The sequence below is a fragment of the Halochromatium roseum genome (genome assembly GCF_016653315.1).
GTDB classification, from domain to species: Bacteria; Pseudomonadota; Gammaproteobacteria; order Chromatiales; family Chromatiaceae; genus Lamprobacter; species Lamprobacter roseus.
Genome location: NZ_NHSH01000052.1, coordinates 40701 through 66550, shown reverse-complemented (window position 1 = coordinate 66550; position 25850 = coordinate 40701). Strand labels below are relative to the sequence as shown.

Sequence of the window (25850 nt, the reverse complement as noted above, 5' to 3'; positions counted from 1 at the left end):
GGCCGAGCCAATCACCTGCTCAGGTTGTTTGTGCACCGTTGCTTAGGAGACCTCTATGCCGAAACGTCCTGACATTGTAGATCTACTGGCTCAGATCAGCCTGACAAGCAAGCTGTCGGAAATGCAGCTGCAGCAGCTCGCCGATCAATGCCAGCTGATCCCGGTAGAGCCGAACTGGCGGATCTATCGGCGCGATCTCCATGCGCTCAGGCTCTTCCTGGCCGATGGCCATGCGCTTTGCCGCTACGATGGCGTTGAGCGCCAGATCGATAGTTGTCTCGGCCTGAGTGCACCCGTCGAGCTGTTCGAGCACGAGGGAAGCGATGACGATTTGGTGTTGGCAGACACCACCTGTTTGTTATTGCGCTTGCCAGTCTATGCACTCGAGGCGCTTGAGCCGGATACCGCACTCGAGGTCAGCGACATCGAGCTCGACGATGCCGAGAGCGATTTTCTTCGCGAGCTCTATGAGCTGATCGACGCCAATTGCCTTGAGCTGCCGGCTCGCCCGGAAGTCGCCTTGCAGATTCAGCAACTGACCCGAGACCCCGAGGTGGGCATCGATGAGCTGACCAAGCTCATTCAAAGCGATGGTACGGTCGCCGGCGCACTCCTGCACACCACCAATAGCCCGATTTTTCGCGCCGCAAAGGAGATCTCCTCGGTACGCGATGCAGTCATTCGCATTGGCTTTGACAATACCCGCAAGCTGGCAACGAACCTCGCCCTCCGCCAAGCCTTCACCGCACGACGCAAAGAATGTCGTGACGCCATGCTCAAGGTTTGGAATGAGAGCGCTCATTGCGCCATTTTCAGCCAGATCCTCTCCAATGAGCTCAAGCTCTTAAACCCGGAACGGGCGCTGCTCGCCGGCTTGATCTCCAACATCGGCGCAGTGCCGATCATTCGTTTTCTCGACAAGCGACCGGAATACGCCGGCACGGTTAAGCTTAATGAGATGGTGGCAAAGCTACAGGGCATCATCGGCGTGCTTGTCATCAGCTATTGGGGATTGGGCGCAGACATGATCAAGGTGGCCGAAAATAGCAACAACTGGTCTTACCGTGCGGCAGAGCCCGACTATGCCAGCATTGCGTTAGTTGCGCGCTGGGCCACTGCCCGCGAAGAAGGCCTTGAATATCCGTCGGCCAGCGAGGTACCGGCATTTGAGGTTTTGAAGCTCTCAATTCCGGAGGAAGGCCAGGGGATCATCGAGATCGAGAACAACGCCACGGCCCTAAAGGAGCTTCGTCGGGTGTTTGGGCTCAAAAACGACTAAGGCTCGAAGGCTAGCGGAGGTTTGCGCCACGACGTGGCGCCCAGCAGATTGGCTCAGCAGATCCGCGGCAACTGTTCGCCAGCCAGCCAGTCGACGATCCGACTACCGCCAAAGGCCGTCTCCATCTGCACGAAATGATGCGCGTCCTCGACCACCTGCCCGATGATCGCAGCGTCACGCCCCTTCGGATGCGCGCGCATCACGGCGAGTAGCGCCTCCGCCTGATCCCCGGGACAGATCGCAATCAGCTTGCCCTCATTGGCGACATAGAGCGGATCGAGTCCGAGCAACTCGCAAGCAGCACTGACTTCAGGTCGGACCGGGATCAACGGCTCCTGAATCTGCATACCAACCTGCGATTGCAGCGCAAGCTCATTGAGCGTGGTCGCCAGTCCGCCGCGAGTTGGATCGCGCAGACAGTGGATGCTCGGCACGGCCGTGATCATCACCGCGACCAGATCATTCAAGGCCTGACAGTCGGAGACGATCTCGGTCTCGAAGCCGAGGTTCTCGCGTTTCGACAAGATCGCCACGCCATGATCACCCATGCTGCCGCTAACCAGGATGGCATCGCCGGGGCGGGCCAGGTCACCAGAGATCTGAATGCCATCCGGCACCACGCCGATGCCGGTGGTGGAGATAAAGCAGCCATCGCCCTTGCCACGCTCCACCACCTTGGTATCACCAGCGATGACTTGCACACCGGCCGCATGCGCAGCCGCCCCCATGCTCGAGACGATGCGCTCCAGATCCGCCAGCGGCAGCCCCTCTTCGAGGATGAAGCTCGCGGTCAGATAAAGCGGGCGTGCACCGGCCATGGCGACATCGTTGACGGTGCCATGCACCGCCAGCGCACCAATGTCCCCGCCGGGGAAGAACAGCGGCGAGATCACATGGCCGTCGGTGCTGGTGACCAAGCGTCCGGGCGGAGGCCTGAACAGCGCCTGATCATTGCCTTGCGCCAGCAGCGGGTTATCCAGATGCACCCGGAAGAGTTCGTCGATCAGCTGCGCCATGGCGCGGCCACCACTGCCGTGGCTCATATCGATTGCGCCGCGCTTGAGATCAAGCCGTCCGGCGAAGCGACGCGCTGCTGGCGCAGAGGCTGAGACGGAGGCGCTGGAGCGCTCAGCGCATTGGCCCTCAGTTAAAGACGGATTGAGCGGAGCAGCCATTAGGCGCTCACCGCCGAATTACGTCGGGTTGGGGCACTCGCGGCAGGCAGGTTCGCCGGCGCCGCCAGCGTTGCAGCCACGCCCGATCCGACGTCAGCCCCGACGGCAGACGGGCTGGCTGGCGCCCTGAAGCGGCCGTAGCTCCAATAGGCCGCACAGGCCCCTTCTGACGACACCATACAGGCCCCCATTGGATTCTCTGGTGTGCAGACGGTGCCGAAGAGCTTGCAATCGGTCGGTTCCATCACGCCGCGCAGCACGCTCGGGCATTCGCAGCCCTTGATCTCTCGACCACTGCTGGGCGCGACCGCAAAGCGCTGCTCGGCATCGAACTCAGTATAGGCGTCGGCAATCCGTAGCGCACTCGCCGGCAAGAAGCCGAGTCCGCGCCATTCGAAGGTCTCGCGTGGGCTGAAGACCTCAGTCATCAGGGCTTGGGCCTTCGGGTTGCCGTCGCGGTTCACGGCGCGGATGTATTGGTTCTCCACCGACGACTGGCCAGCGTTGATCTGGCGGATCAGCATCAGCGCACTCTGCATCACATCCAGGGGCTCGAAGCCAGCGATCACTACCGGTTTACCGAAGGTCTGAGGGACGAACTCGTAGGGCCGGCTGCCGATCACGATGCTGACATGCGAGGGGCCGAGGATGCCATCGAGCTGTACGCCCCCCTCACCGCCCGAAGCCAGAATCGTCGCCAGCGCGGGCGGCGTCAGCACATGGTTGCAGAACACCGCGAAGTTCTTCAGTCGCTCGGCACGCGCAACCTTAAGCGCCACCGCAGTAGGCGGGGTCGTCGTCTCGAAGCCGATCGCAAACAGCACGACCTGGCGCTCCGGCGCCTGACGTGCGATCGCTAGCGCATCCTGCGTCGAATAGATCATCCGAATGTCGGCCCCGCCCGCCTTGGCCTTGAGCAGGCTGTTGCGCTCGCTGGCCGGCACCCGCATCAGATCACCGTAGGTGCAAAGCGTGACTCCATGTTCGACAGCCATCGCAATCGCCTGATCGATGCGCGCCATCGGCAGCACGCAGACCGGACAGCCGGGGCCGTGCACAAAGCGCACATTCGCGGGCATCAGATCCTGCACGCCATAGCGGTAGATGGCATGGGTGTGGCCACCACAGAATTCCATCAACCGATAGGTTCGATCCGGGTCAGCCTCGGCGGCAATGGTCCGAGCCAACCCCCGGGCCAATTCGCCGTCGCGAAACTCATCGATATATTTCATCAGTTGATCTCCGCTTGCGCTGCAGCGAGCACGTCCGCCTGTTCTGCGAGTTCACCGATCTCGCGCATCATGGCCAGGGTGCGCTCGGCCTCCTCGGCGCTGATCTTATTCAAGGCATAGCCAACGTGGACGAGCACGAAGTCACCGATCTCGGCATCCTCGATCAGCGCTAGGGAGACCGGCCGACGAACGCCGCCAAGCGACACGGTGCCGGTATCGGCAGCCTGATCGATCTCAAGAATCTGGGCGGGTATGGCAAGACACATAAACGGTGCTCCGACTTAGGCTGAGCGACGAGTAATGGAGTGGTGATCAGGATACAGAAAGTTGGTAGTCGACACAGGGATCGACCGCGGTGATATGGAGTCGCGCCAGCCGCTCGAGCTCGCTTCCCTCGGCACCACTGCGCACGATCGCGGTGAGTGACTGAGCGACAACGCCTTGCGGGTGAAAATTCCACTCGGTCGGTGCCAGGATCTGATAGTGCTCCACACGTCCATTGGTAATGGTGACCCGGTGCACGAGCAAGCCACGGGCGGCTTCGGCAAAGCCAACGCCGGTGCCGGTGCCGAGTCTGCCGTCTCGGCCTGGGCGAGAGCCAGCATTCACACCGACATCCGCGCCAACATCGACGGCGGCATCGCACCCTATCGCGTCGCTGGCATCTTCCATCCGCGTATCGAGCAGCGTCTCGAGCCCACGGGCGCTCTGCGCCAAATCAACCAAAAGCGCGGCTAGCCGCGTGAGCAAGCCGTTGCCATGCCGCGCGAGCAGGTCAGCGATCAGCGGCTGCGCGGCAACGCGTGCCAAGGGGCCCGTTTCAGCGCATTCTTGCTGCCACTGCGGCGCGGCGATAAAGGCATCAGCCTCAGCGCTCGCCAATGACCACGCGAGCTGTTGACAGGCTGAACCCGGCAGCCTTGGGACAGCGCTCACACCACAGCCAGCTAGCCCCTGCGCCACTAAGACGCGCACCAGGCCAGCGGCCGGCGTCTTGGTCTGCTCCGCCCAGCGGCGCAGGCTGGCGAGACGATCCACCGCATCGAGCCAATCGGCAGGCGCCGTTCCTAGCGCCTGATCGATCACCAGGTCCAGGAGCCTGCGGGAATCAATCGCTGCAACAGCGCCACGCTCAGCCTGTTGCTGATCCAATGAAAATGGGTCGCCGGCCGCCTGCTGGGCCTGCCGGAACGCCATGAAGGCCTGCATGACGCTTGGCATCGCAGAGGCCGCAGGCGGCAAGGCTAGAGCCGATGCTCGGGCGTTGGCGTTGGCGTTGGCGTTGGCGTTGGCGTTGGCGTTGGCGTTGGCGTTGATAGCTGCAGTTGATTCCGTTTTGCAATCAAGCATCCTTGGCCAATCCAGCAACAATCGCCACAGGTGCTCCTTGATCGTCTCGGCGTGAATCAAGGCTTGGCGACGCGCCAAGACCGCCGCGCTCGGTTGTTGCCCAAGTGCCTGCTCGCAGGCCCCGATACAGGCTGCCGCCTGCGCTGTGCCGCAAAGGCTAAACAACGCTGGCAACTGACGCACCACTTCAGCAGGCGACTTACCGGCGAAGACACGTGACGCAGTGACCGGACGAGTCGAGCCAATCGCGACGGCACCAGTGCGCCGATCGAGGCGAATCTCGAGCTGGCCGGCGAGATCGGACATCGAACCCCTCCGCATTGATCAAGTCGATCCCCTAGTCTAGCCAACGCGCTCGCGACATAGCCCTGTAGACTAGGCGCTTTTCATTGATTGGATCGTCCGCCAGATGCTTGCCCCTGACCAACTCGCAGCCCTCCGCACCCCAATTCAGTTCGAGGCCGAGCTGCGCGGACACCGGCTGAGGTTCGAATCGACCTGGGGTCTGTTTTCACCGCGCGAGATCGATGAAGGCACGCGTCTGCTCCTCCAACATCTCAAGATCGAGCCAACGGCCGACTGCCTCGATCTCGGCTGCGGCTATGGCCCGATCGGGCTGACCCTCGCGGCATTAGCCCCCCACGGCCAGACCCTGATGGTCGACAAGGACTTCGTCGCCGTCGACTATGCCCAGCGCAACGCGACGCTGAATAACCTGGGCAACGCCAGCAGCCTACTGAGCAACGGTTTCGATCAGTTACCACCCAAGGCCCGCTTCGACCTCATCGCGAGCAACATACCTGCCAAGGTCGGCAAGGAGTTGCTCTCGATCCTGCTGCACGATGCCCACGCCCGCCTCCGCCCCGGCGGCCGACTCTATCTGGTCACCATCAGCGGCCTGCGCGCGTTCATCAAGCGCAACCTGCAAGAGGTCTTCGGCAACTACGACAAGCTCAAGCAGGGCGCGCATTACACGGTTGCACTAGCGGAACGCACTGACCGCTGATCTGGCAGCGTTGCGGGCGAGGGTTTAGACTTCACGGGTTAAGCGTTATTGACGCATCCTGACCCAACGAGCGGAACGGACACCGCATTTGTCACCGCAGAGCCGCCCGAGGAGGACTCAACATTATGTCGGATTCCAAGATCTACCCCGTCCCCGCCGAAATCGCCGCTGAAGCGTTGATCGACGAAGAAACCTATCACAGCCTGTATCAGCGCTCAGTCGATGATCCGGAAGGCTTCTGGGCCGAACATGCGGAGAAGCATGTGACCTGGCTCGAGAAGTGGAACAAGGTCATGGACTACAGCTATGGCCCGGACGAGGTGCATATCCGCTGGTTCGAAGGCGGCAAGCTCAATGTGTCGCAGAACTGCCTGGACCGACACCTGGCCACCCGTGGCGATCAGGTTGCGATCATCTGGGAAGGCGACAACCCTGAGGAAGATCGCAAGGTCACTTACCGTGAGCTGCATGCCGAGGTCTGCAAACTCGCCAACGTGATGAAGGCGCGCGGCGTCGGCAAGGGCGATCGGGTCTGTATCTATCTGCCGATGATCCCGGAAGCCGCGGTTGCGATGCTCGCCTGCACCCGCATCGGTGCCGTGCATTCGATCGTCTTCGGCGGCTTCTCGCCCGATTCACTGCGCGATCGGATTCAGGATTCGGAATGCCGGTTGCTGATCACCTCCGACGAGAGCGTGCGCGGTGGCCGTCATGTGCCGCTGAAGAAGAATGCCGACAAGGCGCTCGAGGAATGCCCCAGCATCGATACTTGCATCGTGGTGCGTCGTACTGGAGGCGAAGTTGCTTGGAGCGAAGATCGCGACCTCTGGTACCACGAAGCCATGGCCGATGCCTCCGCCGAGTGCGAGCCGGAGCCGATGGACGCCGAGGACCCATTGTTCATCCTCTATACCTCGGGCTCGACCGGCAAGCCGAAGGGCGTGCTACACACCACCGGCGGCTATCTGGTCTATGCGGCGATGACGCATAAGTACACCTTCGACTACCGCGAGGGTGAGGTCTACTGGTGCACCGCCGATGTCGGCTGGGTCACTGGGCACACCTACATCGTTTATGGCCCGCTCGCCAACGGCGCCATCTCGCTGATGTTCGAGGGCATCCCGAACTATCCGGATATGTCACGCTTCTGGCAGGTGATCGACAAGCACAATGTCGCCACCTTCTACACCGCGCCCACCGCGATCCGCGCCCTGATGCGTGCCGGTGAGGAGCCGGTCAAGAAGACCTCGCGCAAGAGCCTGCGCATCCTCGGCACGGTCGGCGAGCCGATCAATCCCGAGGCCTGGGAGTGGTATCACCGGGTGGTCGGCGATGAGCGCTGCCCGATCGTCGATACCTGGTGGCAGACCGAGACCGGCGGCCATCTGATCACGCCGCTGCCCGGGGCCACCCCGACCAAGCCGGGCTCGGCCACCAAGCCGTTCTTTGGTGTGGTGCCGGCGCTGGTCGATGCCAGTACCGGTACCCTGCTCGAGGGCGAGGCCGAGGGAGCGCTGGTCATCACCCGGCCCTGGCCGGGGCAGATGCGTACCGTCTATGGTGACCATCAGCGCTTCATCGACACCTACTTCAAGCAGTATCCCGGCTACTACTTCTCTGGCGATGGCGCCAAGCGTGATGCCGATGGCTACTACTGGATCACCGGCCGCATCGACGACGTGCTCAATGTCTCCGGTCACCGCCTCGGCACCGCCGAGATCGAATCGGCCTTAGTCCTGCACGACGCCGTCGCCGAGGCCGCGGTCGTCGGGTATCCGCATGACATCAAGGGCCAGGGCATCTATGCCTATGTCACCACCATGGCCGGCGTCGAGCCGAGCGATGAGTTGAAAAAAGAGTTGGTCAAGCTGGTGCGCACCGAGATCGGCCCCATTGCCACCATTGATCTGATCCAATGGTCACCGGGGCTCCCAAAGACCCGCTCCGGTAAGATCATGCGTCGCATCCTGCGCAAGATCGCCGCCAATGAGATCGACACCCTCGGCGATACCTCCACCCTCGCCGATCCTGCTGTGGTAGAAGAACTGATCGACAACCGAGCCAATCAGTAGCAACAGAGTCCAAAACCAGGAGCGGCGCAAACGTGCCACTCCTGGCCGTCTTCACTACCCGTCCATCACTTACGCTTCCCATCCCGAACGGACTCCAGTTGGGCGCTCAGCCCCCACGAGGTTAACCTCCTTGCCTTTATGTCAGCGAGTTGGCGTCTATGTCGACGCCGAGAATGTCCGTTATAACGGTGGCTATCAGATGCGCTACGACATCCTGCGACGCTTCGCAGGGCGTGAGGGCGGCATCTTGCAACGCCTCAATACCTATATCTCTTACGATTCCGAGCGCGCGCGCGAAGACCCCGAATACGCTAAGAAGAGCCGCGGCTATCAGCAGATGGTGCGCGACTTCGGCTGGAAGATCACCGTCAAATATGTACGCCGCTATACGGATGAGGCTGGCAACGTCTCAATGAAGGCCAATGCCGACCTCGACATGGCGGTCGACGCCATGCTCCAGGCCGAGAAGCTCGATCAGGTCATCCTCGTCACTGGAGACGGCGACTTCCTACAGGTGGTCGAGGCCTTGCAGAACCGCGGCTGCCGTGTCGAGTTGATTGGATTCAAGAATGTCTCGCGTGCCCTGCAGCAAGAGGTCGACGCCTTCTGGCCTGGCTTTCTGATCCCTGATCTGCTACCGGTCACCTATGAGCCGCGCAACGAGTGGGGCAAGTCAGGCTCTTGCGTGCGCGGCGTCTGCACGAAATGGTTCCCGGACAAGGGATACGGCTTCCTCCGCTTCATCCAAGATATCTCTCCGGACCTGTGGATCACCGATCCGCGCGAGCCGGAATCGCCCTATGTCAGCGTCTTCTGCCACGCCAATGAGATCGCGGAGGAGGTGACCGAGGAGATGCTGATGAATCGCGAGACCATCCTCGAATTCTATCTCAATGAGAGCGAGCAAAAGGATAACGGCCTGGTTGCCAACAACGTGAGACTCGCTTTCAATATTAGCCGTTGACCATGAAAAAATAGGAACAAGCCTGCACCATGGCGACCGAAGCGTCCACCATCAATCCAGCCGGGCTGGCGCGACGTCTGGTGCAGGATGGGTTCTTATCGGAGAAACGGGCGCAGACGGCACAGGCTGAAGCCAATGGCCGACGCCAACCCTTCGTCCAATACCTCGTCGAGCAGAAGGTCCTCGATAGCCATCGAATCGCCGTTGCCGCCTCTGAGGAATTTGGCGTTCCGCTGATCGACCTACTCGCAGTCGACCTGCTCAACGTGCCGATGGACCTGGTTGATGCGCGCTTAGTCCGTAAGCATCGCGCATTGCCGCTGTTCCGCCGTGGCAACCGCCTGTTCGTCGCCGTCTCCGATCCCACCAACGACCGGGCACTAGACGAGATCCGGTTCAATACCGACCTCAGCGTCAGCGCCATACTCGTCGAAGACGACAAACTCGCTGACGCGATCAACAAAACGCTACAAGCTCAGGACACCACCCTCTCTGACCTCATCGATGCCGATCTTGGCAAGCTCGACGGCAGCGACGACAATGAAGCCGAAAACAATGACGCAGACCCGAACGTCGATGACGCACCCGTGGTTCGATACGTCAATAAGATCCTGCTTGATGCCATCAATACCGCCGCCTCAGACATTCATTTCGAGCCCTACGAACGCTACTTCCGTATCCGTTTTCGCCAGGATGGCGTGCTGCACGAAGTCGCCAATCCGCCTCTGAACATCGCCAACCGGCTTATCGCACGACTGAAGGTGATGTCGCGCATGAATATTGCCGAACGCCGAATACCGCAGGACGGCAGACTCAAGCTCAAACTTGGCTATTCACACGACATCGACTTCCGGGTTAACACCTTACCGACGCTCTACGGCGAAAAGGTCGTGCTGCGTATTCTCGACTCGGCCGGTAGCAGCGTTGGCGTCGACAAACTCGGCATGACTCCGGAGCAGCAAGAGATCTTCTTGCGTGCCATCGCCCGGCCCTACGGAATGATCCTGGTGACTGGACCCACCGGGTCTGGCAAGACCGTTACCCTCTACTCGGCACTCAACATCCTGAATGAGATCGGTGTCAACATCTCGACCGTTGAAGACCCGGTAGAGATCCAAGTCCCTGGCATCAACCAGGTCAACATGAACGCCAAGACGGGCTTGACCTTCGCGGCAGCATTGCGTGCCTTTCTGCGCCAAGATCCTGACATCCTGATGGTGGGCGAGATCCGAGATCTTGAGACCGCTGAAATTGCGGTCAAAGCCGCTCAGACGGGTCACCTCGTCCTCTCAACGCTGCATACCAATGATGCGCCGCAGTCACTGACCCGACTTGCGAACATGGGTGTCGCGCCTTTCAATATCGCCTCCTCGGTGCTGATCATCATGGCGCAGAGACTCGCGCGCAAGCTATGCATCCATTGTCGCGAAGTCGAGGAACTCCCACACGAAGCGCTCCTGGCGGAGGGGTTCAGCGAACAAGAGATCAATGACGGCATCACGCTCTACAAAGCCGTGGGCTGCGAGCGCTGTACCGAAGGCTATAAAGGACGCATCGGCATTTTCCAAGTGATCGAGGTTTCCGAGGCGATGGGCCAAACCATTATGGAGGGCGGCAATTCGCTTGATCTGGCCCGACAAGCCGCGCAGGAGGGTTATCTGGACCTGCGCCAATCAGGCCTACGTCAGGTCAAAAATGGGATCACCAGTCTACTCGAGCTAAACCGCATTACCCGAGACTGAACGCGATGGTCGCTTCGACGGCACAGAAACAAAAGCAGAGACAGAGGCCGAATAAACATGAGCCTGAGAAGGCTGCGGTCTTTTTATGGGAGGGCATCGATCGTCGCGGCGCCCGCGTCAAAGGTGATCTGCGCGCATCGAGTACAGCCTTAGCCCGCGCCGACCTCCGCCGTCAGGGTGTCAACCCGACCAAGGTCCGCAAGAAGCCGCAACCACTGTTCGGCAGCGGCAAGCGGAAGATCACCGCGGCCGATATCAGCATCTTTAGCCGCCAACTCGCGACCATGATGGCCGCTGGCGTCCCTTTGGTGCAGTCCTTCGATATCGTCGGTCGCGGACACGATAACCCTTCGATGCAGGAGCTCTTGCTCAACATCAAGGGCGATATCGAGAGCGGCACGAGTATGGCGACGGCACTGCGTAAGTTTCCGCTCCAATTTGACGACCTGGTCTGCAACCTGGTCGCTGCCGGCGAGCAAGCCGGCGTCCTCGATGTCTTGCTGGACAAGATCGCGACCTACAAGGAGAAGACCGAATCGATCAAGGGCAAGATCAAGAAGGCGATGTTTTACCCGGCCGCGGTGATCTTGGTTGCGATCGTCGTCACCGTCGTGATCATGCTCTTCGTGATACCGCAGTTCAAAGAGCTGTTCTCGAGCTTTGGCGCCGATCTGCCCGCGTTCACCTTGCTGGTGATCGCCATGTCCGACTTCTTGCGCGATTACTGGTGGCTCATTGCGGCTGGGATCGCCGCGCTCGTCTATGCGATGATCTACGCCTTCAAACGCTCGAAGGCGTTCCGCGACGCCGTCGACCGGACTGCGCTGCGACTGCCGGTGATCGGTCCCATCTTGCATAAAGCCGCTGTCGCCCGTTTTGCGCGCACACTGTCCACCATGTTCGCCGCCGGTGTTCCCCTTGTGGACGCGCTGGACTCGGTCTCAGGCGCCACTGGCAGCGTCGTCTACGCCAACGCAGTCAGCAAGATGCGCGAAGACGTCGCCACCGGCCAAAGCCTGCAACTGGCGATGCGTCAGGCCAATGTTTTCCCACACATGGTGATCCAGATGACAGCCATCGGCGAAGAGTCAGGAGCGTTAGACGCCATGCTTGGCAAGGCCGCCGATTTCTACGAAGAGCAGGTCGACAACGCGGTCGATGCCCTGAGTAGCCTGCTTGAGCCGCTCATCATGGTGGTGATTGGCGGCCTCGTCGGTGGTCTCGTCGTCGCGATGTATCTGCCCATTTTCAAGCTCGCGGCCGTGGTCTGAGCGACGCATCTGAAGCGCCTGACTGAACAAGCAAGCGAAGCCTGGAGCCCGTTCACTTGATCGATATCATCAGCCTCTTCGAGCAAGCACCTGCGCTGCTCTACTTGACCACGGCGCTGTTCGGTCTGGCCGTCGGCAGCTTTCTCAACGTGCTGATTTTACGGCTCCCGCGCATCATGGAACAGGAATGGCGCGAGGAATGCGCCGAACTCCTCGCCTCAGCAAGGGTAACCGCGTCGCAACAGGACGCAACCGAGCCGGCAGCCACAACATCGCAACAACCGCCTCCGACATCAGAGATGGCCAGAGCACCGCGCCTCAGCCTGTCCCGGCCTGGCTCGCACTGCCCGTCTTGCGGCACCGCCATCAGACCGCTCGATAACATCCCGATCCTCAGCTGGATGCGCTTGCGTGGCCGTTGTCGCGCCTGCGAGGCAACGATCGCGATCCGCTATCCGCTGGTCGAGGCACTCACCGCCCTGCTGTCGGTGGTGGTGGTCTGGCAGCTGGGTCCGACCAGCGCGGCGCTCGCCGCCTTGATCCTGACCTGGGGGCTCATCGCCCTTGCGATCATTGACTTCGATACGCAGCTGCTACCAGACAGCCTGACCCTACCGCTCCTGTGGCTCGGCCTGTTGCTGAGCCTCGGCGGCACCTTCACCGACGCAACCTCGGCGATTCTCGGCGCCACTGCGGGCTACCTGCTGCTGTGGCTGGTATTCCAAGCCTTCCGAATCACGACCGGCAAGGAGGGCATGGGGCGCGGTGACTTCAAACTACTGGCGCTCTTTGGTGCCTGGCTCGGCTGGCAAGCCGTGCCGCAGATCATCCTACTCTCGGCGCTCCCGGGCGCCATTGTCGGTGTTTTACTGATTGCAAGCGGACGTCAGCAAGCTGGACAACCGATTCCCTATGGACCATTCCTGGCCATTGCCGGTTGGATCAGCCTGCTCTGGGGCGATACCATCACAGGCGCTTATCTGAGCTGGTCGGGGCTGGCCTGACACCCATGACCTATCGTGTTGCCCTAACAGGCGGAATCGGCAGCGGGAAAAGTACGGTTGCCGAGGAGTTTGCATCCTTTGGCGTCACCGTCAGTGATGCCGACGCGATATCGCACCGTCTGACCGCGCCGGGTGGCGAGGCACTACCGGCAATCGCCGCCACATTCGGCGCCGAAATGATTGATGCGACAGGCGCCCTCGATCGCGCGCGGATGCGACAGCAGGTCTTCGCCGACCCGGCCGCGCGCCAGCGCCTCGAGGGCATCCTGCATCCTTTGATCCGCACCGACATGCTTGCCGAGACCGAAGCAATCAGCGGCCCTTACGCTCTGCTGGTGATCCCACTCCTCCTGGAGACCGGCCAACAATCGTTGGTCGACCGGGTGCTGGTCGTCGATCTGCCCGAAGCGATGCAGATCGCGCGCGTGCAGGCACGCAGCGGCCTGGAGCCCGATCAGATTCAACGCATCATCGCCAGCCAGGTCAGTCGCGCCGAGCGCCTTGCTGCGGCCGATGACCGGATTGATAACGGCGGCGATCCAGCCAGCCTTTGGCCACAGGTCGAGCGCCTGCACCAGGCCTATCTCAAGCTTGCACAGCTGCACGACGACCGTCCGCCAGTCCACCTCGCCCGCCAGTCTCGATAGCTCGTCCAAGCCCAGGGAAGGACCATCAAGCAGTGGACAACCTCGATCAGCTCACAACGGATCGGTCATTGATGAGTTGCACCTCCGCCTAGAGGCTGGTTATCCTCAGTCTCGTGGCTCTTGAGGCCACGATGGAAACCTTGCCTAATAACGCCCGCCAAACGGCGGACTCGGTGGATAGAGAGGAAGACGAAGTGATGAAAAGGCCCACTCGCTCAGTCAGTTTAATTGCAATGCTCACGATAACGGGGGCGCTAACGCTGGCCTCCCAATCGGCACTCTCAGCCGAATGCAAAGGGATGGAAAAATCCTCTTGCGAACGCCAAGACGCCTGTACCTGGGTAGACGGTTATAAGCGCAAGGATGGCGTAGAGGTCAGCGGCTATTGTCGAGGCAAGGGCGGGAAGAAATCGTCAAGCTCGAGCAGCAGCTCGAGCAGTAGCTCGAACTAAGTGGCTGTCCATTTTCTACTTCCCGATAATCGTTCCCGAAAATCGCCCAACCCTGGCCCTCCAATCGAGAAGCAGTTAATGGACAGTTTCCAAGGCCATTGTTGTCAAATCTCATACTGCCCTGCTGGTCTTTTCGACCGCCTTGTGCGCCGCATCAGGGTTACATAACCCGGCGCTACCGTCCGGCGACATTGCTCGAAAGCAAACGAAAATTCACCGCAATTTGGTACGAGATGTTCCGGCAATCGCCTCAGTCGACCAGCTGCTTGCCGAGCGGACCGGAGTCCCGGTCAAGCTTGGTGAGCGGCTGTTCCTGAAAGGGCCCGATAGCCGAGCCGACATCCCACGCCGATTACTCGTCGATGGCGTCCTCGTCCCAGAACAGATCGTAGTCTTGGTCCTCTGGCGGATTGCCGTCATGGACAAGGTTACGGCGTCGCTGCAGATAGGCATCGCGCACGAAGACGTAGCGATCAAGGGCGGCTTCATCCATCAGATCGCCGGCGGCAAGCAGCCCAGCGCGAGTGTCAATTGCCCGCACCACCACGAAACCCCAGTAGATCTCATCCGCCTCCAGACTAAAGAACGGGTCGATCACCACATCGCCGGCAAAGCCGACGGTGTCGCGCACTGAGCTGGGGCCCAAGATCGGCATCACGAAGTAGGGGCCGTCGCCGAACCCCCAATAGCCCAGTGTCTGACCGAAGTCTTCCTTATAGCTCGGGATGCCGACATTGGTGGCGACATCGATAAAGCCGACCAGACCCACGGTGGTATTCACCACCACGCGGCCGACATCGCTGCCAGCGCGCGAGAGCTTGAACTGGAGCACATTGTTCACCGCCGAAGTCACATCGGCGATGTTGTTAAAAAAGTTAGTGATGCCATGGTTCATCGGCTCTGGGATGACAGCCTGATAGCCCCGAGCCACTGGCTTGAAGAAGGCGTTGTCGAAGTCGGTGTTGAACTTGAACATCGCCCGGTTGTAGGGCTGCCAAGGATCGCGTGGATCGCGCTGCTCCTTTGGGATCGAGCTACAGCCCCCAGCCAATGACGCCGCCAAGAGCGCCAAGCAAAGGGTGTGAAAAAGGCGCACTCTGTGCATAGACCGGACTCCCGCATCTCATCGAACATCGCGATCGCTCGAGCGCGATGGCTCGATCACGATGTTAGCACAGCACTCCAGCGCGGCTGAGTATCAGTAGACGCGCGTGACCTCGACGCCTGCCGCTTGCAGGCGCTGCAACAATCCACCGGGACCAGGCAAATGCAGCGCGCCCACGGCAATGAACTGTCTTCCCTGTTGGAGCATCGGGACCAGCCGTGCGAACATGCGCCGATTGCGATCGTCAATCAACGCCCGGCGCAGGCGCTCATCTAACTCAGGATCTTCGGCCGCTAGGGTCTGCCCAAGCCTCATCAGGGTCACAAGGTCGCCGTCAAGGTAGGCATCCAGCAAGGCAGCAAAGATCTGCGGTAGTTGTGCACGGTGACGCAGAGTCGATTCGAGCAATACAACTTGCTCCTCAAGACTGAGCGCCTGGAACACGGAAAGCTGTTCAGCAATGCTCTCAAGCCCCACAACCGGCTTGTCCAACTCGGCTGCGCGTTGATAGAGAACGAGGTCAAGTACCGGAGCGGAACTCGGCGGAGGCATACTCAGGACCAGCAAGATCGCCCAGGGCGCGAGCCGCTCAGCCGCTGCCTGTGGTATGCCACGCTCGGACAGGGCGATGAGGATCTCTTGATAGACCGCAGGTGGCAACTGTTCAGAGAGGCGCTCGCCTGGGCTCAACACCATGGCTGCACGCGACGCCTCTTGCATCGCCGCGTCTGGAACCACCTCTAACACCACCCCGAGCGCCGAATCGAAGGCGGCAAGCACTGGCGCCGGCAAGCGCGTCACACGTGGATCATCACTATGCATGGTTCCGAACAACCAGCTCGATGGCTGAGCACTCACCTCTGGGTCTAGACGAAACAGGAGACCCTGCTCGCAACAAGGCTCAGCGAGGGCGGTCTCAGCGAGGAATCCGCAGAGGATCACCAACACCAGCCAACGCCCACACCGGCTCAGCAGCCCGCACCTCAACCGCGCACCGCTATTCATGATCATCACCAAACCGAGCTGCTCACCTTCTCGCGCATCCTGCTCTCCTCTTCCTGCTCTCCTCTTCCTGCTCTCTCATCTTCTCGCCTTAACCTCCTCTCCCAGCCCCAAGTCTTCCAAGGTTTGGCTTTTGTCGGCAACCCTCTTATGCTGCCGGTATGGAATACCAAGACCAAGACAAAGTGCACAAGGGGATCGCTGGCCGCTTCCGTGGCTTTTTACCAGTGGTCGTCGACGTCGAAACTGCGGGTTTTGACCCCCAACGTCACGCGTTGCTCGAGATTGCTGCGGTGATGATTCGGATGGACGCGGACGGCTGGCTGGCACCAGGCGCAACCCACGCCTGCCATGTCCTCCCCTTCCTCGGCTCCGAACTCGATCAAAGCGCACTCGCATTCAACAAGATCGACCCTGAGCATCCGTTTCGGGATGCCCTCGCCGAACGGCACGCCCTACCCAAGATTCTCGACCCAATTCGCAAGGCGGTTGCATCGCATGGCTGCAATCGCGCCATCTTGGTCGGACACAACGCACATTTCGACCTCGGCTTCGTGAAAGCGGCCGTGGATCGGAACGACTATAAGCGCAACCCGTTCCATGCCTTTAGCGTGTTCGATACGGTTTCACTCGCCGGTTTGGCCTACGGACAGACCGTACTCGCAAAGGCGGCTCAGGCCGCCGGGCTTGGTTGGGATAACAGTGCCGCCCATTCCGCGATCTACGATGCCGAGCAGACCGCGCGGTTGTTTTGCACCATCGTCAATCGCTGGCGAGCTGCAACCACATCCTGATGCGCTTAATCTGATGCGCTCAATCTGATGCGCTCAATGTGAAAGCCCCCTGCAGCGGGGGCTTGATGGTCTAGGCCTGATCAACGCGACATCGTTCAGACCCTTACTTGCCTCGGGGCGGTCTAACTTGCAGCCTGCTCTTGCTTCGAAGCGGCCGATTCCATCATGGTTTTGAGTTCGCCGCTGGCCGCTAGCTCCAGGGTAATGTCGCAGCCACCGACCAATTCGCCGTCGATGTAGATCTGTGGGAAGGTCGGCCAGTCCGCGTAGCGCGGAAGGTTCTCAAAGATCTCTGGATCTTGAAGCACATTCACATAGGCGAACGGCACTCCAGTGTCACCGAGCGCCTGTGAAGCGCGCATCGAGAAACCGCACTGCGGCATCTGCGGGGTTCCTTTCATGTAGATGACAGCTGGATGGCCCTTGACCTGTTGGTCGATACGCTCGATGACATCCATCGCAATACCTCGTCGAATACTGGGTGTTAGGTCTGGCCAAGGTCGGGATAGCTGCCGCGCTTATCAAGGCGCAACGGCCTACGCCATGCGAAACCGCAATCTCGAGGTCACCCGCGTTTCTGCTCAGGGCAATCGCAGTTAAACCGCCCCCATCCCCAGCGCCGACTCAGCTGGACGCGTCCAGATACCCGATTGCCCCTGGGCTAGGGAGGCACTAGCGTCCATCGATGTGGCGCTGCAGCCAGTACTCGAGCAAGGCGACATGCCAGAGCTTGCTACCCTGGATGCGGGTGTGATGCTGGTCGGGCTCATCCAGAAGCCGCTCGATATAGCCGCGGCGGTAAAGCCCACGTTCGCGGCAGGCTTGGGAGTTGAGGATGTCACGCATGAAGTCCAGAAAGGCCCCGCGCACGTATTTGAGCGCCGGCATCGGAAAATAGCCCTTGGGCCGATCGATCACGGCATCTGGCAAGCGCCCGCGCGCAATGGCCTTGAGCGGATACTTGCCGCCATCGCGCAGTCGTAGCTCCGGTGGGCAACGGGCAGCAAGCTCGACGAGCTGATGGTCGAGGAAGGGCACCCGCGCCTCGAGCCCCCAGGCCATGGTCATGTTGTCGACCCGCTTCACTGGGTCATCAACGATCAAAGTCGTGACATCGAGCCGAAGTACCGCATCGATGAGTTCGTCGGCGCCGGGCTCGGCGAGGCGCTCGGCCACCAAGGCAGCCGTGTGATCCGCCCCCGCATAGGCCGGAGCGACCATCTGCAGGTACTCATCGTGGTCGCGATCGAAGTAGTGTCGGCGCAGGCGGTCGGTCGGGCTCCCCTCGGTCTCAGCGGCGATCCGCGCATACCAGAAATAGCCGCCGAAGACCTCGTCGGCCCCTTGCCCTGACTGCACTACCTTGATCTCGCGCGAGACCTGCTCGGCGAGCAGATAGAAGGCGACGGCATCCTGGCCGAACATCGGTTCGGTCATCGCATCGACCGCCTCGGGCAAGCGGCGCAGAACCTCATCGTTCGGCACCTGGAAGCGATGGTGGTGGGTCCCAAAATGCTCGACGACTTGATCTGAGTATTCGAATTCGCTGCCAGCCTCCTCCGGGGTGTCCTCAAAACCGACCGAGAAGGTGTGCAGATCATTGACGCCATGCTCCGCGAGCAATGCGACCAGCAGGCTGGAGTCGAGTCCACCCGAGAGCAGCACGCCAACCGGCACATCAGCGATCTCGCGACGCTTGCGCACCGCCTGCTCAAGCGCGTCATGGATGGCCTCGACCCATTCGGCATCACTGCTCGGCAGGCCCGATCCGCTCGCGCCTCGGGTCGCGTCCAGCTGCCAATAGCGCTGCTCGGTGCGGCGCCCATCGGCGTCGATGCGCAACCAGTGTGCCGGCGGCAACTTGCGCAGATCGCTGAGAATGGTACGCGGTGCCGGCACCACCGCGTGCAGCGTGAACAGATTGTGGAGCGCCACTGGATCGATGCCGGCACCAACCCCACCCGCCGCAACCAGCGCCTGGGTGGTCGAGGCGAAGCGCAGCCGACCATTGGCATCACTCCAATAGAGCGGCTTTATGCCGAAGCGATCGCGCGCGAGGAAGAGCTGGCGGCGGTTGGTATCCCAGATCGCAAACGCGAACATCCCGTGCAGCCGCTCGACACAGCCTTCACCCCAAGCATGCCAGGCCTTGAGGATGACCTCGGTATCTCCATCAGAGAAAAAGCTGTAGCCCTTGTCGCGCAGCTCGCGACGCAGTTCGGGATGATTGTAGATGGTGCCGTTGAAGACCAGCGCGAGGCCCAACCCCTGGTCAACCATCGGCTGATTCGAGCGTGCCGAGAGATCGATGATCGATAGCCGCCGATGCCCAAAGGCCAAGGCACCATCACTGTAGCTGCCGCCATGATCCGGCCCACGCGGCGCTAATCGCTGCATCATCCGCTCGATCGCGCCCAAGTCTGCCGGCCCGCCATCGAAGCGCAGCTCTCCGCAGATACCACACATAAGCTCGGATCCTCCGCCATTATTCTGCTTGTGGCCAAGCTCGGCGCCTCTCCAGGCTGCGCTTCGCCACATCAAGTTCACCGGACGCGAACAGCATTCCCTTGATATCCCCTGTCTCGGGCCTACGTTTTCGTCGCAAGCAGTTCATTCACCCATCCCTAGCCAAACCGCCAGGAGAGTCAGTATGGCACACGAACTTCCACCACTCCCTTACGAGAAGAACGCTCTTGAGCCTGTGATCTCGGCCGAGACGATCGATTACCACTACGGCAAGCATCACCAGACCTATGTCAACAACCTCAACAACTTGGTGCCCGGCACTGAGTTTGAGGGCAAAACGCTTGAGGAGATCGTCAAGACAGCGTCCGGCGGCATCTTCAACAATGCGGCTCAGGTCTGGAATCACAGCTTCTACTGGAACTGCCTCAGCCCCAACGGCGGCGGCGAGCCAAGCGGCGCGCTCGCCGATGCGATCAACGCCAAGTTCGGCAGCTTCGACGAATTCAAGAAGCAGTTCAGCCAGTCAGCCGCCACCAACTTCGGCTCCGGCTGGACCTGGCTGGTCAAGAACGGCGACGGCAGCGTCGAGATCATGAACACCTCCAACGCCGGCACGCCGATGACAGAGGGCAAGACCGCGCTACTGACCGTGGACGTTTGGGAGCACGCCTACTACGTCGACTACCGCAACGCCCGGCCAAAGTATCTGGAAGCGATCTGGGACAAGATCAACTGGGATTTTGTTGCCGAGAACTTCGCAGCCTAAACGCAACACCGCGTTGAGGATCATCCTGATAAGAGGCTGATCCTCACAGCAACTAATGCCCAGCATCACGCTGGGCATTTTTGTGCGCATGGCATAAACATAAAAAAGCCCACGGAGCTGCGGGCTTAGGATGGCTGGGGGACTAGGATTCGAACCTAGGTTGACGGAGTCAGAGTCCGTAGTCCTGCCGCTAGACGATCCCCCAATTTTGACAGTGTGAGCTTACCGCGGTAACGAAGCCTACTCAGCTCAACACCGACGATGCTAACGCATCGATTAACGCTTGGAGAATTGCGGGCGCTTACGTGCCTTGTGCAGACCCACCTTCTTGCGCTCAACCTCACGGGCATCGCGGGTTAGGAAGCCCGCACGACGTAGTGGCGAGCGCAGACGTTCATCGTGCCCAACTAGAGCGCGGGCAATGCCATGACGAATGGCGCCTGCTTGTCCACTTGAGCCTCCACCGACGACAGTTGCGTTAATGTCGATTCGATCCACCATATCGACCGCCTCAAGGGCCTGCCGCACAAGCATCCGAGCAGTCTCACGACCGAAGTATTCATCAAGCGGCCGCCCGTTGACGTTGATCTGCCCGGAGCCGGTGCTCAGGAACACGCGCGCCGAGGAGCTTTTGCGACGCCCTGTGGCGTACTGTTTTTCCATGGTTCAGGTTTCCGAGAGTCTTAGTTCTGAGTGTCTGATATCAGCTCAAGCTAGCGTTCATCGCGCACAACTACCCTGGACGATCGAAGAGATTGCTTCAGGATAAAGCGGACCAGCGCAAGTCGCGCGTTAGATCTCTAGAGGCTGCGGTTGCTGTGCCGCGTGGCGATGCGTTGGGCCAGCAAAGACTTTCATCTTCTTGATCATCGCGCGGCCAAGCGGATTACGCGGCAACATGCCTTTCACGGCAAACTGGATGACCCGTTCTGGGTGCTTGTCTAGCATCTGCTGTAAGCTCGCTGAGCGGAGGTTCCCGATGTAGCCAGTGTGCCGGTAGTACATCTTGTCCGATAGCTTATTGCCGGTCACCCGCACCTTCTCGGCATTAACGATGACCAGGTAATCACCGGTATCGACATGCGGAGTATAGGTCGGCTTATGCTTGCCGCGGAGCCTGCGTGCACATTCGCTGGCGAGCCGACCAAGTGTCTTGCCCTCGGCATCAATTAAATACCAAGCTCGCCGAACTTCAGCCGGCTTTGCGCTTTGGGTTGTCATCACGGTCGCTCCCAGCGAGTCGTCAGTAAAAAGATAGACCGCCTAGGATAAACAATCCCGGCGGACCCCGCAACCATCTCGACTATCGAAAATGGCGTCAAATCTCCTCAGCCGTCATCACATGCTCGCCCCAGCGTTCAAGCCGGTCGAGAATAGCGAGCGCGCCCTCATCGCTGAGGTGCTCTGTGCGCAGACTGGCAAGTTTGGCCTCATAACCGTCGATCGTGATCGAGGCGCCGGCCTGCGGCTCGGTTAAGCGCTCGAAACGCCAAGCATCCCACTCTTCGCGTTCATCCTCGCTCAGCGTCTCAGGCCAACTGCGCGCCCGCATCCGAAACAGTAGCGTCGGCAAGCGCGGATCATCGAAACGCGGCTGCGCCTGAGCCAGCTCAGACGGCGTCAGGCGTCCGAGCTGATCCATCAGCCGCCGATCCTGATCCGAAAAAAATCCGCCCGTGTAAAGCATGCGCTCAGGATCAGTCGAAGACTGCAGCTCGGGCCGGGCGGAGAAGGCTTGCCCAAGCCGTTCAGCAATCTCGCGCCGATACTGGTCTGCGCGAGCCGCATGCACAGCGACCCGTTCTGGATCGATCTGCCAGCGCGCAGCAGCGTCCGGCGTTAAGGTCTTCATCGGCGCCAGCATTGGCGACGCGTTGATCTTCACACCTTTGGCCGGCAACCGCTCGACGCCCTCTGGCAAGTCTTCGCGGCGCGTGAACAAGCGCTGCTGCAGTTCCTCGGCCGACAGATCCAGCAGTTGCGCCGGGTCTTGGCGCAGATCGAAACAGATCACCTGATTCTTTTGGCTTGGGTGCGACGCAACCTTGAGCACGGGCGCAATACAGCCTTGCGCCGCTGCGTAGCGCGCCGAAACATGCAGCAACGGCGCACCCGTGGCAAACAGCTCGGCAACATACGGCTTCTCACGCAGCTTTAGCGCGTAGGCAAAGAGCCGCGGCTGTGCCGCCTTCAGCCGCCGCGCCAGCGCCAGGGTCGCCCGCACATCAGCCAATGCATCGTGAGCACCGAGATGCTCGATGGAGTTGGCGGCAGTCAGCGCCTCGAGTTTGAATGAGGTGACACCAGGCTCACGCTCTGGCCACAGGATGCCCTGCGGCCGCAACGCGTGCGCCAACCTCAAGACGTCAATCAAGTCCCAACGAGAATTCCCGTTTTGCCATGCATGCGCATAGGGATCGAGCAGATTCCGGTAGAACAACCAGTTATTGACTCGATCATCGAAGCGCAAGCTGTTGTAGCCGACCGAACAGCTGCCAGGCATCGCCAGCGCCTGCTGGATCAGCCGGGCAAACTCAGCCTCAGGGAGGCCTTGCTTGAGCGCCTGATCCGGCGTGATGCCGGTGACGAAGCAGGCCTCCGGCTGCGGCAGCAGATCAGCGGCCGGCCGGGCGAACAACAACAACGGCTCATCGACCTCATTGAGTTCAGCATCGGTTCTAAGACCCGCGAACTGACAGGGCCGATCGAGCGCAGGATCATTGCCCCAGGTCTCGTAGTCGTACCAGTAAAAGCTCGCCGTCATCAGTTAAACGACGACGGATACCAACCGCGGCCGCCGGCAATCGCCCGAGCCCCATTGGCGCGCTGCTGAAACCACAGCCAAGCGCGACTCAGACCTTCTCTTTGATGCGAGCGGCCTTGCCGGTGAGGCCCCGCAGGTAATAGAGCTTGGCACGACGCACGTCGCCACGACGCTTCACCTTGATGTCAGCGATAGACGGGCTGTGGGTCTGGAAGACCCGCTCCACCCCTTCGCCATGCGAGATCTTGCGCACCGTAAAGGCGGAGTTGAGGCCGCGGTTGCGCTTGGCGATGCAGACGCCCTCAAACGCCTGCAGACGCTCACGCTCGCCTTCCTTGACACGCACCTGCACCACAATGGTGTCCCCTGGCGCGAATTCAGGCACCGACGGGCGCATCTGCTCTTGCTCGATTTGCTGAATGATGTTGCTCATGTCATTACTCACTCTGTTCCGATCCGACACGCGGCCGCGACCGCGCCGCCTCCAGAAGATAGTCGTCGAGCAGTCGCTGCTCGAACGCACTGATGCCTCGCCTTTGTAGCAGGTCAGGGCGCCGCTGCCAGGTGCGGCCCAATGCCTGCTGCAATCGCCAACGCTCAATCGCCTGATGATCGCCACTCAGCAGCACCTCTGGCACGCTGCACTCGCCGATCCTCTCCGGCCGGGTGTAGTGGGGACAATCGAGCAGCCCGTTGGAGTGTGAATCCTGGCGCGCCGAGTCCGCATGCCCGAGCACGCCCGGCAGAAGCCGGATCGCCGCATCCATGACCACCATCGCCGCAAGCTCACCACCGCTGAGGACGTAGTCGCCGATCGACCATTCCTCGTCGACACAATCCTCGATCAGTCGCTCATCTACTCCTTCGTAGCGACCAGCCACCAACACCCAGCCAGGGGCCGCGCTGATCCGCTCGATTTGCCGCTGGTCGAGGCGATCGCCCTGCGGGGACAGATAGGCGACACGACTCTGCACACCCTCAGTCGCAGCCTCCGCCTGGGCCGCCTCAATCGCCAACCGCAGCGGGGTGTAGCGCATCACCATGCCTGGTCCACCGCCGTACGGACGATCGTCGACGGTACGATGAACGTCCGTGGTGTAATCACGCGGCGTGTGTAGGTGGATCTGAGCAACCTGCCGCTGCAATGCCCGCGCTACGACCCCCTCTTCGGTGAGTGCGGCGAACTGCGCTGGAAACAGGGTGATGACATCAAACCGCATCGCTTCCGCTCAGCCGGGTCGATACGTTGGCTTGGCCGTTAAAACTCAGGGTCCCAATCGACCAACAAACGCCTTGCCTCGAAATCGACATCCAGCACAAACCGCCCCCAAACGAACGGCAGAAGGCGTTCGCGCTCTCCTCGTACAACCATCACATCATTGGCGCCAGTCTCGATCAAATGACTCACCTGTCCGAGCGAGATACCCTCACGCGTCTCGACCTGCAGCCCCTGCAGATCAATCCAATAGAATTCATCCGGCGATGGCGGCGGCAACTGATCACGTCGTATCGAGATCGATTTTCCGGTCAGGGTCCGCGCATGATCGCGGTCGTCATAGCCCTGAAGCTGCGCAACAAGGCCCTTACTATGGTTTCGCCAGGCAACGACCTGCTGCTCATCGCCATCGACCAACCAGGGCGAGTAGCTGAAGATGTTTTCGAGTGGGCTTGTCTCGGAAAAAATCTTCAGCCATCCGCGCACACCATAGACGCCAAGGATACGACCAAGGACGATCTTGTTGGGTGCAGCGTGGTCCGAGGCTTCAGCGCTACCCGTCATCGCCCGTTGGCAACCGGCGCGGCAGCAATCGACGTCAGCACTCAGGCCGCAACGGCAGCCTCAGCCTGCTTGGCGGCGTCTTTCAGGAGCTTTGCGACACGCTCAGACGGCTGCGCACCTTGGTCGAGCCAGTGCTGAGCACGCGCTCGGTCGACGCGCAAACGACTTTCACCCCCGGTCGCGCAGGGATTGAAAAAGCCCAGACGCTCGATGCAGCCACCGTCCCGTGGCTTACGCATGTCGGTGACGACGATCTGATAGAAGGGACGCTTCTTGGCGCCACCGCGGGTGAGTCGAATCTTGACCATCGCTATTGATCCAAAATGCTCGCGTTGAGAAAACCGATGTCGTGGTGCGTCGAGATAGGGCACGACGCTATTTCCACATGACGTAACACGCCATCATACCTGAGCAGGCGACAGCCGAAAAGCCCTTTTGCGTCGTGGAGACTGATCGAGCGGTCGACGCCACGGTGCGCGCCAATGACGTCGTGCTCCAGTACACTCGACCTTAAAGCCACAGGCCTCGGTAAAAATGAAGAAGGGAGCCGGCCTGTAAGCCGGGTTCTGTCGTGGACAGTCATTCATCTGGGACGCGGATCACCCCGCGCCTCAAGCGACCTACCCGGGAGCCCATGCGGGCCGCATGTTGCAGCCAAAGCTGCTCGCTCCCCTATTTGGTCTTGCTCCGGATGGGGTTTACCCTGCCGTCGCGTGTTGCCACCGACGCGGTGCGCTCTTACCGCACCTTTTCACCCTTACCGCCCGCTCACGCGGGGTTGGCGGTTTGTTTTCTGCGGCACTTTCCGTAGGCTCTCGCCTCCCAGGCGTTACCTGGCACCCTGCCCTGTGGAGCCCGGACTTTCCTCCGCCTGACGCATGCGCCAAGCCGCGACTGTCCGGCCGACTCCCAATAAACAGTCTAGCGTTTTGCGCCCGAACTGGCCATTGCCCCAACCTGGCCACCGCCGGCAAGCCGG

25 protein-coding genes, 1 tRNA gene and 1 other RNA gene are annotated in these 25850 nt (G+C 60.7%); 10 read left to right on the top strand and 17 right to left on the bottom strand.

Annotated elements, in window-relative coordinates; genetic code table 11:
- Nucleotides 1–55 precede the first annotated feature (55 nt).
- Complete coding sequence (locus CCR96_RS10115) at nucleotides 56–1279, top strand: HDOD domain-containing protein (protein ID WP_201220009.1); 1224 nt, start codon at nucleotides 56–58, stop codon at nucleotides 1277–1279.
- Nucleotides 1280–1332: 53 nt separating this feature from the next.
- On the opposite strand, the gene hypE is transcribed toward CCR96_RS10115, so the two are convergent.
- From hypE to CCR96_RS10095, 4 genes are all read right to left on the bottom strand, one after another.
- Nucleotides 1333–2322 (bottom strand): hydrogenase expression/formation protein HypE, encoded by a 990-nt coding sequence (gene hypE, locus CCR96_RS10110; RefSeq protein ID WP_242518859.1) that lies wholly within the window; start codon nucleotides 2320–2322, stop codon nucleotides 1333–1335.
- A gap of 131 nt (nucleotides 2323–2453) precedes the next feature.
- Nucleotides 2454–3686, bottom strand: coding sequence for a hydrogenase formation protein HypD (gene hypD / locus CCR96_RS10105; RefSeq protein WP_201220007.1), 1233 nt, complete (start codon nucleotides 3684–3686; stop codon nucleotides 2454–2456).
- Nucleotides 3686–3952, bottom strand: a complete 267-nt coding sequence (locus CCR96_RS10100; RefSeq protein WP_201220006.1) for a HypC/HybG/HupF family hydrogenase formation chaperone — start codon at nucleotides 3950–3952, stop codon at nucleotides 3686–3688. Before CCR96_RS10100 ends, hypD begins: the two co-directional genes overlap by 1 nt.
- A gap of 46 nt (nucleotides 3953–3998) precedes the next feature.
- The gene (locus CCR96_RS10095; RefSeq protein WP_201220005.1) at nucleotides 3999–5342 is read right to left on the bottom strand and encodes a nickel-dependent hydrogenase large subunit; all 1344 of its coding nucleotides are present in this window, start codon (nucleotides 5340–5342) and stop codon (nucleotides 3999–4001) included.
- Nucleotides 5343–5445: 103 nt separating this feature from the next.
- On the opposite strand from CCR96_RS10095, the gene CCR96_RS10090 reads away from it, so the two are divergent.
- The 7 genes from CCR96_RS10090 (at nucleotide 5446) to coaE (ending at nucleotide 13742) form a co-directional block, all read left to right on the top strand.
- Nucleotides 5446–6042 (top strand): class I SAM-dependent methyltransferase, encoded by a 597-nt coding sequence (locus tag CCR96_RS10090; protein WP_201220004.1) that lies wholly within the window; start codon nucleotides 5446–5448, stop codon nucleotides 6040–6042.
- Between the two features lie 125 nt (nucleotides 6043–6167).
- Nucleotides 6168–8114 (top strand): acetate--CoA ligase, encoded by a 1947-nt coding sequence (gene acs / locus CCR96_RS10085; protein ID WP_201220003.1) that lies wholly within the window; start codon nucleotides 6168–6170, stop codon nucleotides 8112–8114.
- Nucleotides 8115–8244: 130 nt separating this feature from the next.
- The gene (locus CCR96_RS10080; protein ID WP_200237146.1) at nucleotides 8245–9078 is read left to right on the top strand and encodes a LabA-like NYN domain-containing protein; all 834 of its coding nucleotides are present in this window, start codon (nucleotides 8245–8247) and stop codon (nucleotides 9076–9078) included.
- 29 nt (nucleotides 9079–9107) lie between these two features.
- The gene (pilB, locus tag CCR96_RS10075; protein ID WP_201220002.1) at nucleotides 9108–10820 is read left to right on the top strand and encodes a type IV-A pilus assembly ATPase PilB; all 1713 of its coding nucleotides are present in this window, start codon (nucleotides 9108–9110) and stop codon (nucleotides 10818–10820) included.
- 5 nt (nucleotides 10821–10825) lie between these two features.
- Nucleotides 10826–12091, top strand: a complete 1266-nt coding sequence (locus CCR96_RS10070; protein WP_201220001.1) for a type II secretion system F family protein — start codon at nucleotides 10826–10828, stop codon at nucleotides 12089–12091.
- A gap of 59 nt (nucleotides 12092–12150) precedes the next feature.
- On the top strand, nucleotides 12151–13095 hold the full coding sequence (locus tag CCR96_RS10065) for a prepilin peptidase (RefSeq protein WP_420827261.1): 945 nt from the start codon (nucleotides 12151–12153) through the stop codon (nucleotides 13093–13095).
- Nucleotides 13096–13100: 5 nt separating this feature from the next.
- On the top strand, nucleotides 13101–13742 hold the full coding sequence (gene coaE, locus CCR96_RS10060; RefSeq protein ID WP_201219999.1) for a dephospho-CoA kinase: 642 nt from the start codon (nucleotides 13101–13103) through the stop codon (nucleotides 13740–13742).
- An 804-nt stretch (nucleotides 13743–14546) separates the two neighbouring features.
- Here the strand turns inward: coaE and CCR96_RS10055 are convergent.
- Together CCR96_RS10055 and CCR96_RS10050 are read right to left on the bottom strand one after the other, a co-directional pair.
- The gene (locus CCR96_RS10055; protein WP_201219998.1) at nucleotides 14547–15299 is read right to left on the bottom strand and encodes an MlaA family lipoprotein; all 753 of its coding nucleotides are present in this window, start codon (nucleotides 15297–15299) and stop codon (nucleotides 14547–14549) included.
- A 93-nt stretch (nucleotides 15300–15392) separates the two neighbouring features.
- Entirely contained in the window at nucleotides 15393–16304 is a 912-nt protein-coding gene (locus CCR96_RS10050; protein WP_201219997.1) for a TraB/GumN family protein, read from the bottom strand.
- A 158-nt stretch (nucleotides 16305–16462) separates the two neighbouring features.
- Here CCR96_RS10050 and rnt point away from each other — a divergent pair, with 158 nt between their 5' ends.
- Complete coding sequence (gene rnt / locus CCR96_RS10045) at nucleotides 16463–17095, top strand: ribonuclease T (RefSeq protein WP_201219996.1); 633 nt, start codon at nucleotides 16463–16465, stop codon at nucleotides 17093–17095.
- Between the two features lie 122 nt (nucleotides 17096–17217).
- Here the strand turns inward: rnt and grxD are convergent, their stop codons facing one another.
- Together grxD and CCR96_RS10035 are read right to left on the bottom strand one after the other, a co-directional pair.
- Nucleotides 17218–17553: a Grx4 family monothiol glutaredoxin gene (grxD, locus tag CCR96_RS10040; RefSeq protein ID WP_201219995.1), complete on the bottom strand. Its 336-nt coding sequence runs from the start codon at nucleotides 17551–17553 to the stop codon at nucleotides 17218–17220.
- 214 nt (nucleotides 17554–17767) lie between these two features.
- On the bottom strand, nucleotides 17768–19561 hold the full coding sequence (locus CCR96_RS10035) for an N-acetylglutaminylglutamine amidotransferase (RefSeq protein ID WP_201219994.1): 1794 nt from the start codon (nucleotides 19559–19561) through the stop codon (nucleotides 17768–17770).
- Nucleotides 19562–19745: 184 nt separating this feature from the next.
- Between CCR96_RS10035 and CCR96_RS10030 the strand changes: the two genes are divergently transcribed.
- Entirely contained in the window at nucleotides 19746–20327 is a 582-nt protein-coding gene (locus CCR96_RS10030) for a superoxide dismutase (RefSeq protein ID WP_201219993.1), read from the top strand.
- Nucleotides 20328–20458: 131 nt separating this feature from the next.
- Here the strand turns inward: CCR96_RS10030 and CCR96_RS10025 are convergent.
- The 9 genes from CCR96_RS10025 to rnpB all read right to left on the bottom strand — a co-directional run bounded on the left by CCR96_RS10025 (nucleotide 20459) and on the right by rnpB (nucleotide 25781).
- Nucleotides 20459–20532 (bottom strand) — tRNA-Gln (locus tag CCR96_RS10025).
- A gap of 71 nt (nucleotides 20533–20603) precedes the next feature.
- Complete coding sequence (gene rpsI, locus CCR96_RS10020) at nucleotides 20604–20990, bottom strand: 30S ribosomal protein S9 (RefSeq protein WP_201219992.1); 387 nt, start codon at nucleotides 20988–20990, stop codon at nucleotides 20604–20606.
- A 129-nt stretch (nucleotides 20991–21119) separates the two neighbouring features.
- Nucleotides 21120–21548: a 50S ribosomal protein L13 gene (rplM, locus tag CCR96_RS10015; protein WP_201219991.1), complete on the bottom strand. Its 429-nt coding sequence runs from the start codon at nucleotides 21546–21548 to the stop codon at nucleotides 21120–21122.
- 97 nt (nucleotides 21549–21645) lie between these two features.
- The gene (sbcB, locus tag CCR96_RS10010; RefSeq protein ID WP_201219990.1) at nucleotides 21646–23091 is read right to left on the bottom strand and encodes an exodeoxyribonuclease I; all 1446 of its coding nucleotides are present in this window, start codon (nucleotides 23089–23091) and stop codon (nucleotides 21646–21648) included.
- An 88-nt stretch (nucleotides 23092–23179) separates the two neighbouring features.
- The gene (gene rplS / locus CCR96_RS10005; RefSeq protein WP_201219989.1) at nucleotides 23180–23524 is read right to left on the bottom strand and encodes a 50S ribosomal protein L19; all 345 of its coding nucleotides are present in this window, start codon (nucleotides 23522–23524) and stop codon (nucleotides 23180–23182) included.
- 4 nt (nucleotides 23525–23528) lie between these two features.
- The gene (gene trmD / locus CCR96_RS10000) at nucleotides 23529–24311 is read right to left on the bottom strand and encodes a tRNA (guanosine(37)-N1)-methyltransferase TrmD (RefSeq protein ID WP_201219988.1); all 783 of its coding nucleotides are present in this window, start codon (nucleotides 24309–24311) and stop codon (nucleotides 23529–23531) included.
- A 38-nt stretch (nucleotides 24312–24349) separates the two neighbouring features.
- Nucleotides 24350–24871: a ribosome maturation factor RimM gene (gene rimM / locus CCR96_RS09995; protein ID WP_201219987.1), complete on the bottom strand. Its 522-nt coding sequence runs from the start codon at nucleotides 24869–24871 to the stop codon at nucleotides 24350–24352.
- A 41-nt stretch (nucleotides 24872–24912) separates the two neighbouring features.
- Nucleotides 24913–25179 carry a 30S ribosomal protein S16 gene (rpsP, locus tag CCR96_RS09990; protein WP_200237098.1) on the bottom strand — a complete coding sequence of 89 codons (267 nt, stop codon included), beginning with the start codon at nucleotides 25177–25179 and terminating at the stop codon, nucleotides 24913–24915.
- A 231-nt stretch (nucleotides 25180–25410) separates the two neighbouring features.
- An RNA gene (gene rnpB / locus CCR96_RS09985) (RNase P RNA component class A) lies at nucleotides 25411–25781 on the bottom strand.
- Nucleotides 25782–25850 lie beyond the last annotated feature (69 nt).

Bases quoted from the DNA above. Each gene is read 5' to 3' on its own strand.
- CCR96_RS10115 (WP_201220009.1), top strand. From the start codon at position 56: ATGCCGAAACGTCCTGACATTGTAGATCTACTGGCTCAGATCAGCCTG.
- hypE (WP_242518859.1), bottom strand. From the start codon at position 2,322: ATGAGCCACGGCAGTGGTGGCCGCGCCATGGCGCAGCTGATCGACGAA.
- hypD (WP_201220007.1), bottom strand. From the start codon at position 3,686: ATGAAATATATCGATGAGTTTCGCGACGGCGAATTGGCCCGGGGGTTG.
- CCR96_RS10100 (WP_201220006.1), bottom strand. From the start codon at position 3,952: ATGTGTCTTGCCATACCCGCCCAGATTCTTGAGATCGATCAGGCTGCC.
- CCR96_RS10095 (WP_201220005.1), bottom strand. From the start codon at position 5,342: ATGTCCGATCTCGCCGGCCAGCTCGAGATTCGCCTCGATCGGCGCACT.
- CCR96_RS10090 (WP_201220004.1), top strand. From the start codon at position 5,446: ATGCTTGCCCCTGACCAACTCGCAGCCCTCCGCACCCCAATTCAGTTC.
- acs (WP_201220003.1), top strand. From the start codon at position 6,168: ATGTCGGATTCCAAGATCTACCCCGTCCCCGCCGAAATCGCCGCTGAA.
- pilB (WP_201220002.1), top strand. From the start codon at position 9,108: ATGGCGACCGAAGCGTCCACCATCAATCCAGCCGGGCTGGCGCGACGT.
- CCR96_RS10070 (WP_201220001.1), top strand. From the start codon at position 10,826: ATGGTCGCTTCGACGGCACAGAAACAAAAGCAGAGACAGAGGCCGAAT.
- coaE (WP_201219999.1), top strand. From the start codon at position 13,101: ATGACCTATCGTGTTGCCCTAACAGGCGGAATCGGCAGCGGGAAAAGT.
- CCR96_RS10055 (WP_201219998.1), bottom strand. From the start codon at position 15,299: ATGCACAGAGTGCGCCTTTTTCACACCCTTTGCTTGGCGCTCTTGGCG.
- CCR96_RS10050 (WP_201219997.1), bottom strand. From the start codon at position 16,304: ATGAATAGCGGTGCGCGGTTGAGGTGCGGGCTGCTGAGCCGGTGTGGG.
- rnt (WP_201219996.1), top strand. From the start codon at position 16,463: ATGGAATACCAAGACCAAGACAAAGTGCACAAGGGGATCGCTGGCCGC.
- grxD (WP_201219995.1), bottom strand. From the start codon at position 17,553: ATGGATGTCATCGAGCGTATCGACCAACAGGTCAAGGGCCATCCAGCT.
- CCR96_RS10035 (WP_201219994.1), bottom strand. From the start codon at position 19,561: ATGTGTGGTATCTGCGGAGAGCTGCGCTTCGATGGCGGGCCGGCAGAC.
- CCR96_RS10030 (WP_201219993.1), top strand. From the start codon at position 19,746: ATGGCACACGAACTTCCACCACTCCCTTACGAGAAGAACGCTCTTGAG.
- rpsI (WP_201219992.1), bottom strand. From the start codon at position 20,990: ATGGAAAAACAGTACGCCACAGGGCGTCGCAAAAGCTCCTCGGCGCGC.
- rplM (WP_201219991.1), bottom strand. From the start codon at position 21,548: ATGACAACCCAAAGCGCAAAGCCGGCTGAAGTTCGGCGAGCTTGGTAT.
- sbcB (WP_201219990.1), bottom strand. From the start codon at position 23,091: ATGACGGCGAGCTTTTACTGGTACGACTACGAGACCTGGGGCAATGAT.
- rplS (WP_201219989.1), bottom strand. From the start codon at position 23,524: ATGAGCAACATCATTCAGCAAATCGAGCAAGAGCAGATGCGCCCGTCG.
- trmD (WP_201219988.1), bottom strand. From the start codon at position 24,311: ATGCGGTTTGATGTCATCACCCTGTTTCCAGCGCAGTTCGCCGCACTC.
- rimM (WP_201219987.1), bottom strand. From the start codon at position 24,871: ATGACGGGTAGCGCTGAAGCCTCGGACCACGCTGCACCCAACAAGATC.
- rpsP (WP_200237098.1), bottom strand. From the start codon at position 25,179: ATGGTCAAGATTCGACTCACCCGCGGTGGCGCCAAGAAGCGTCCCTTC.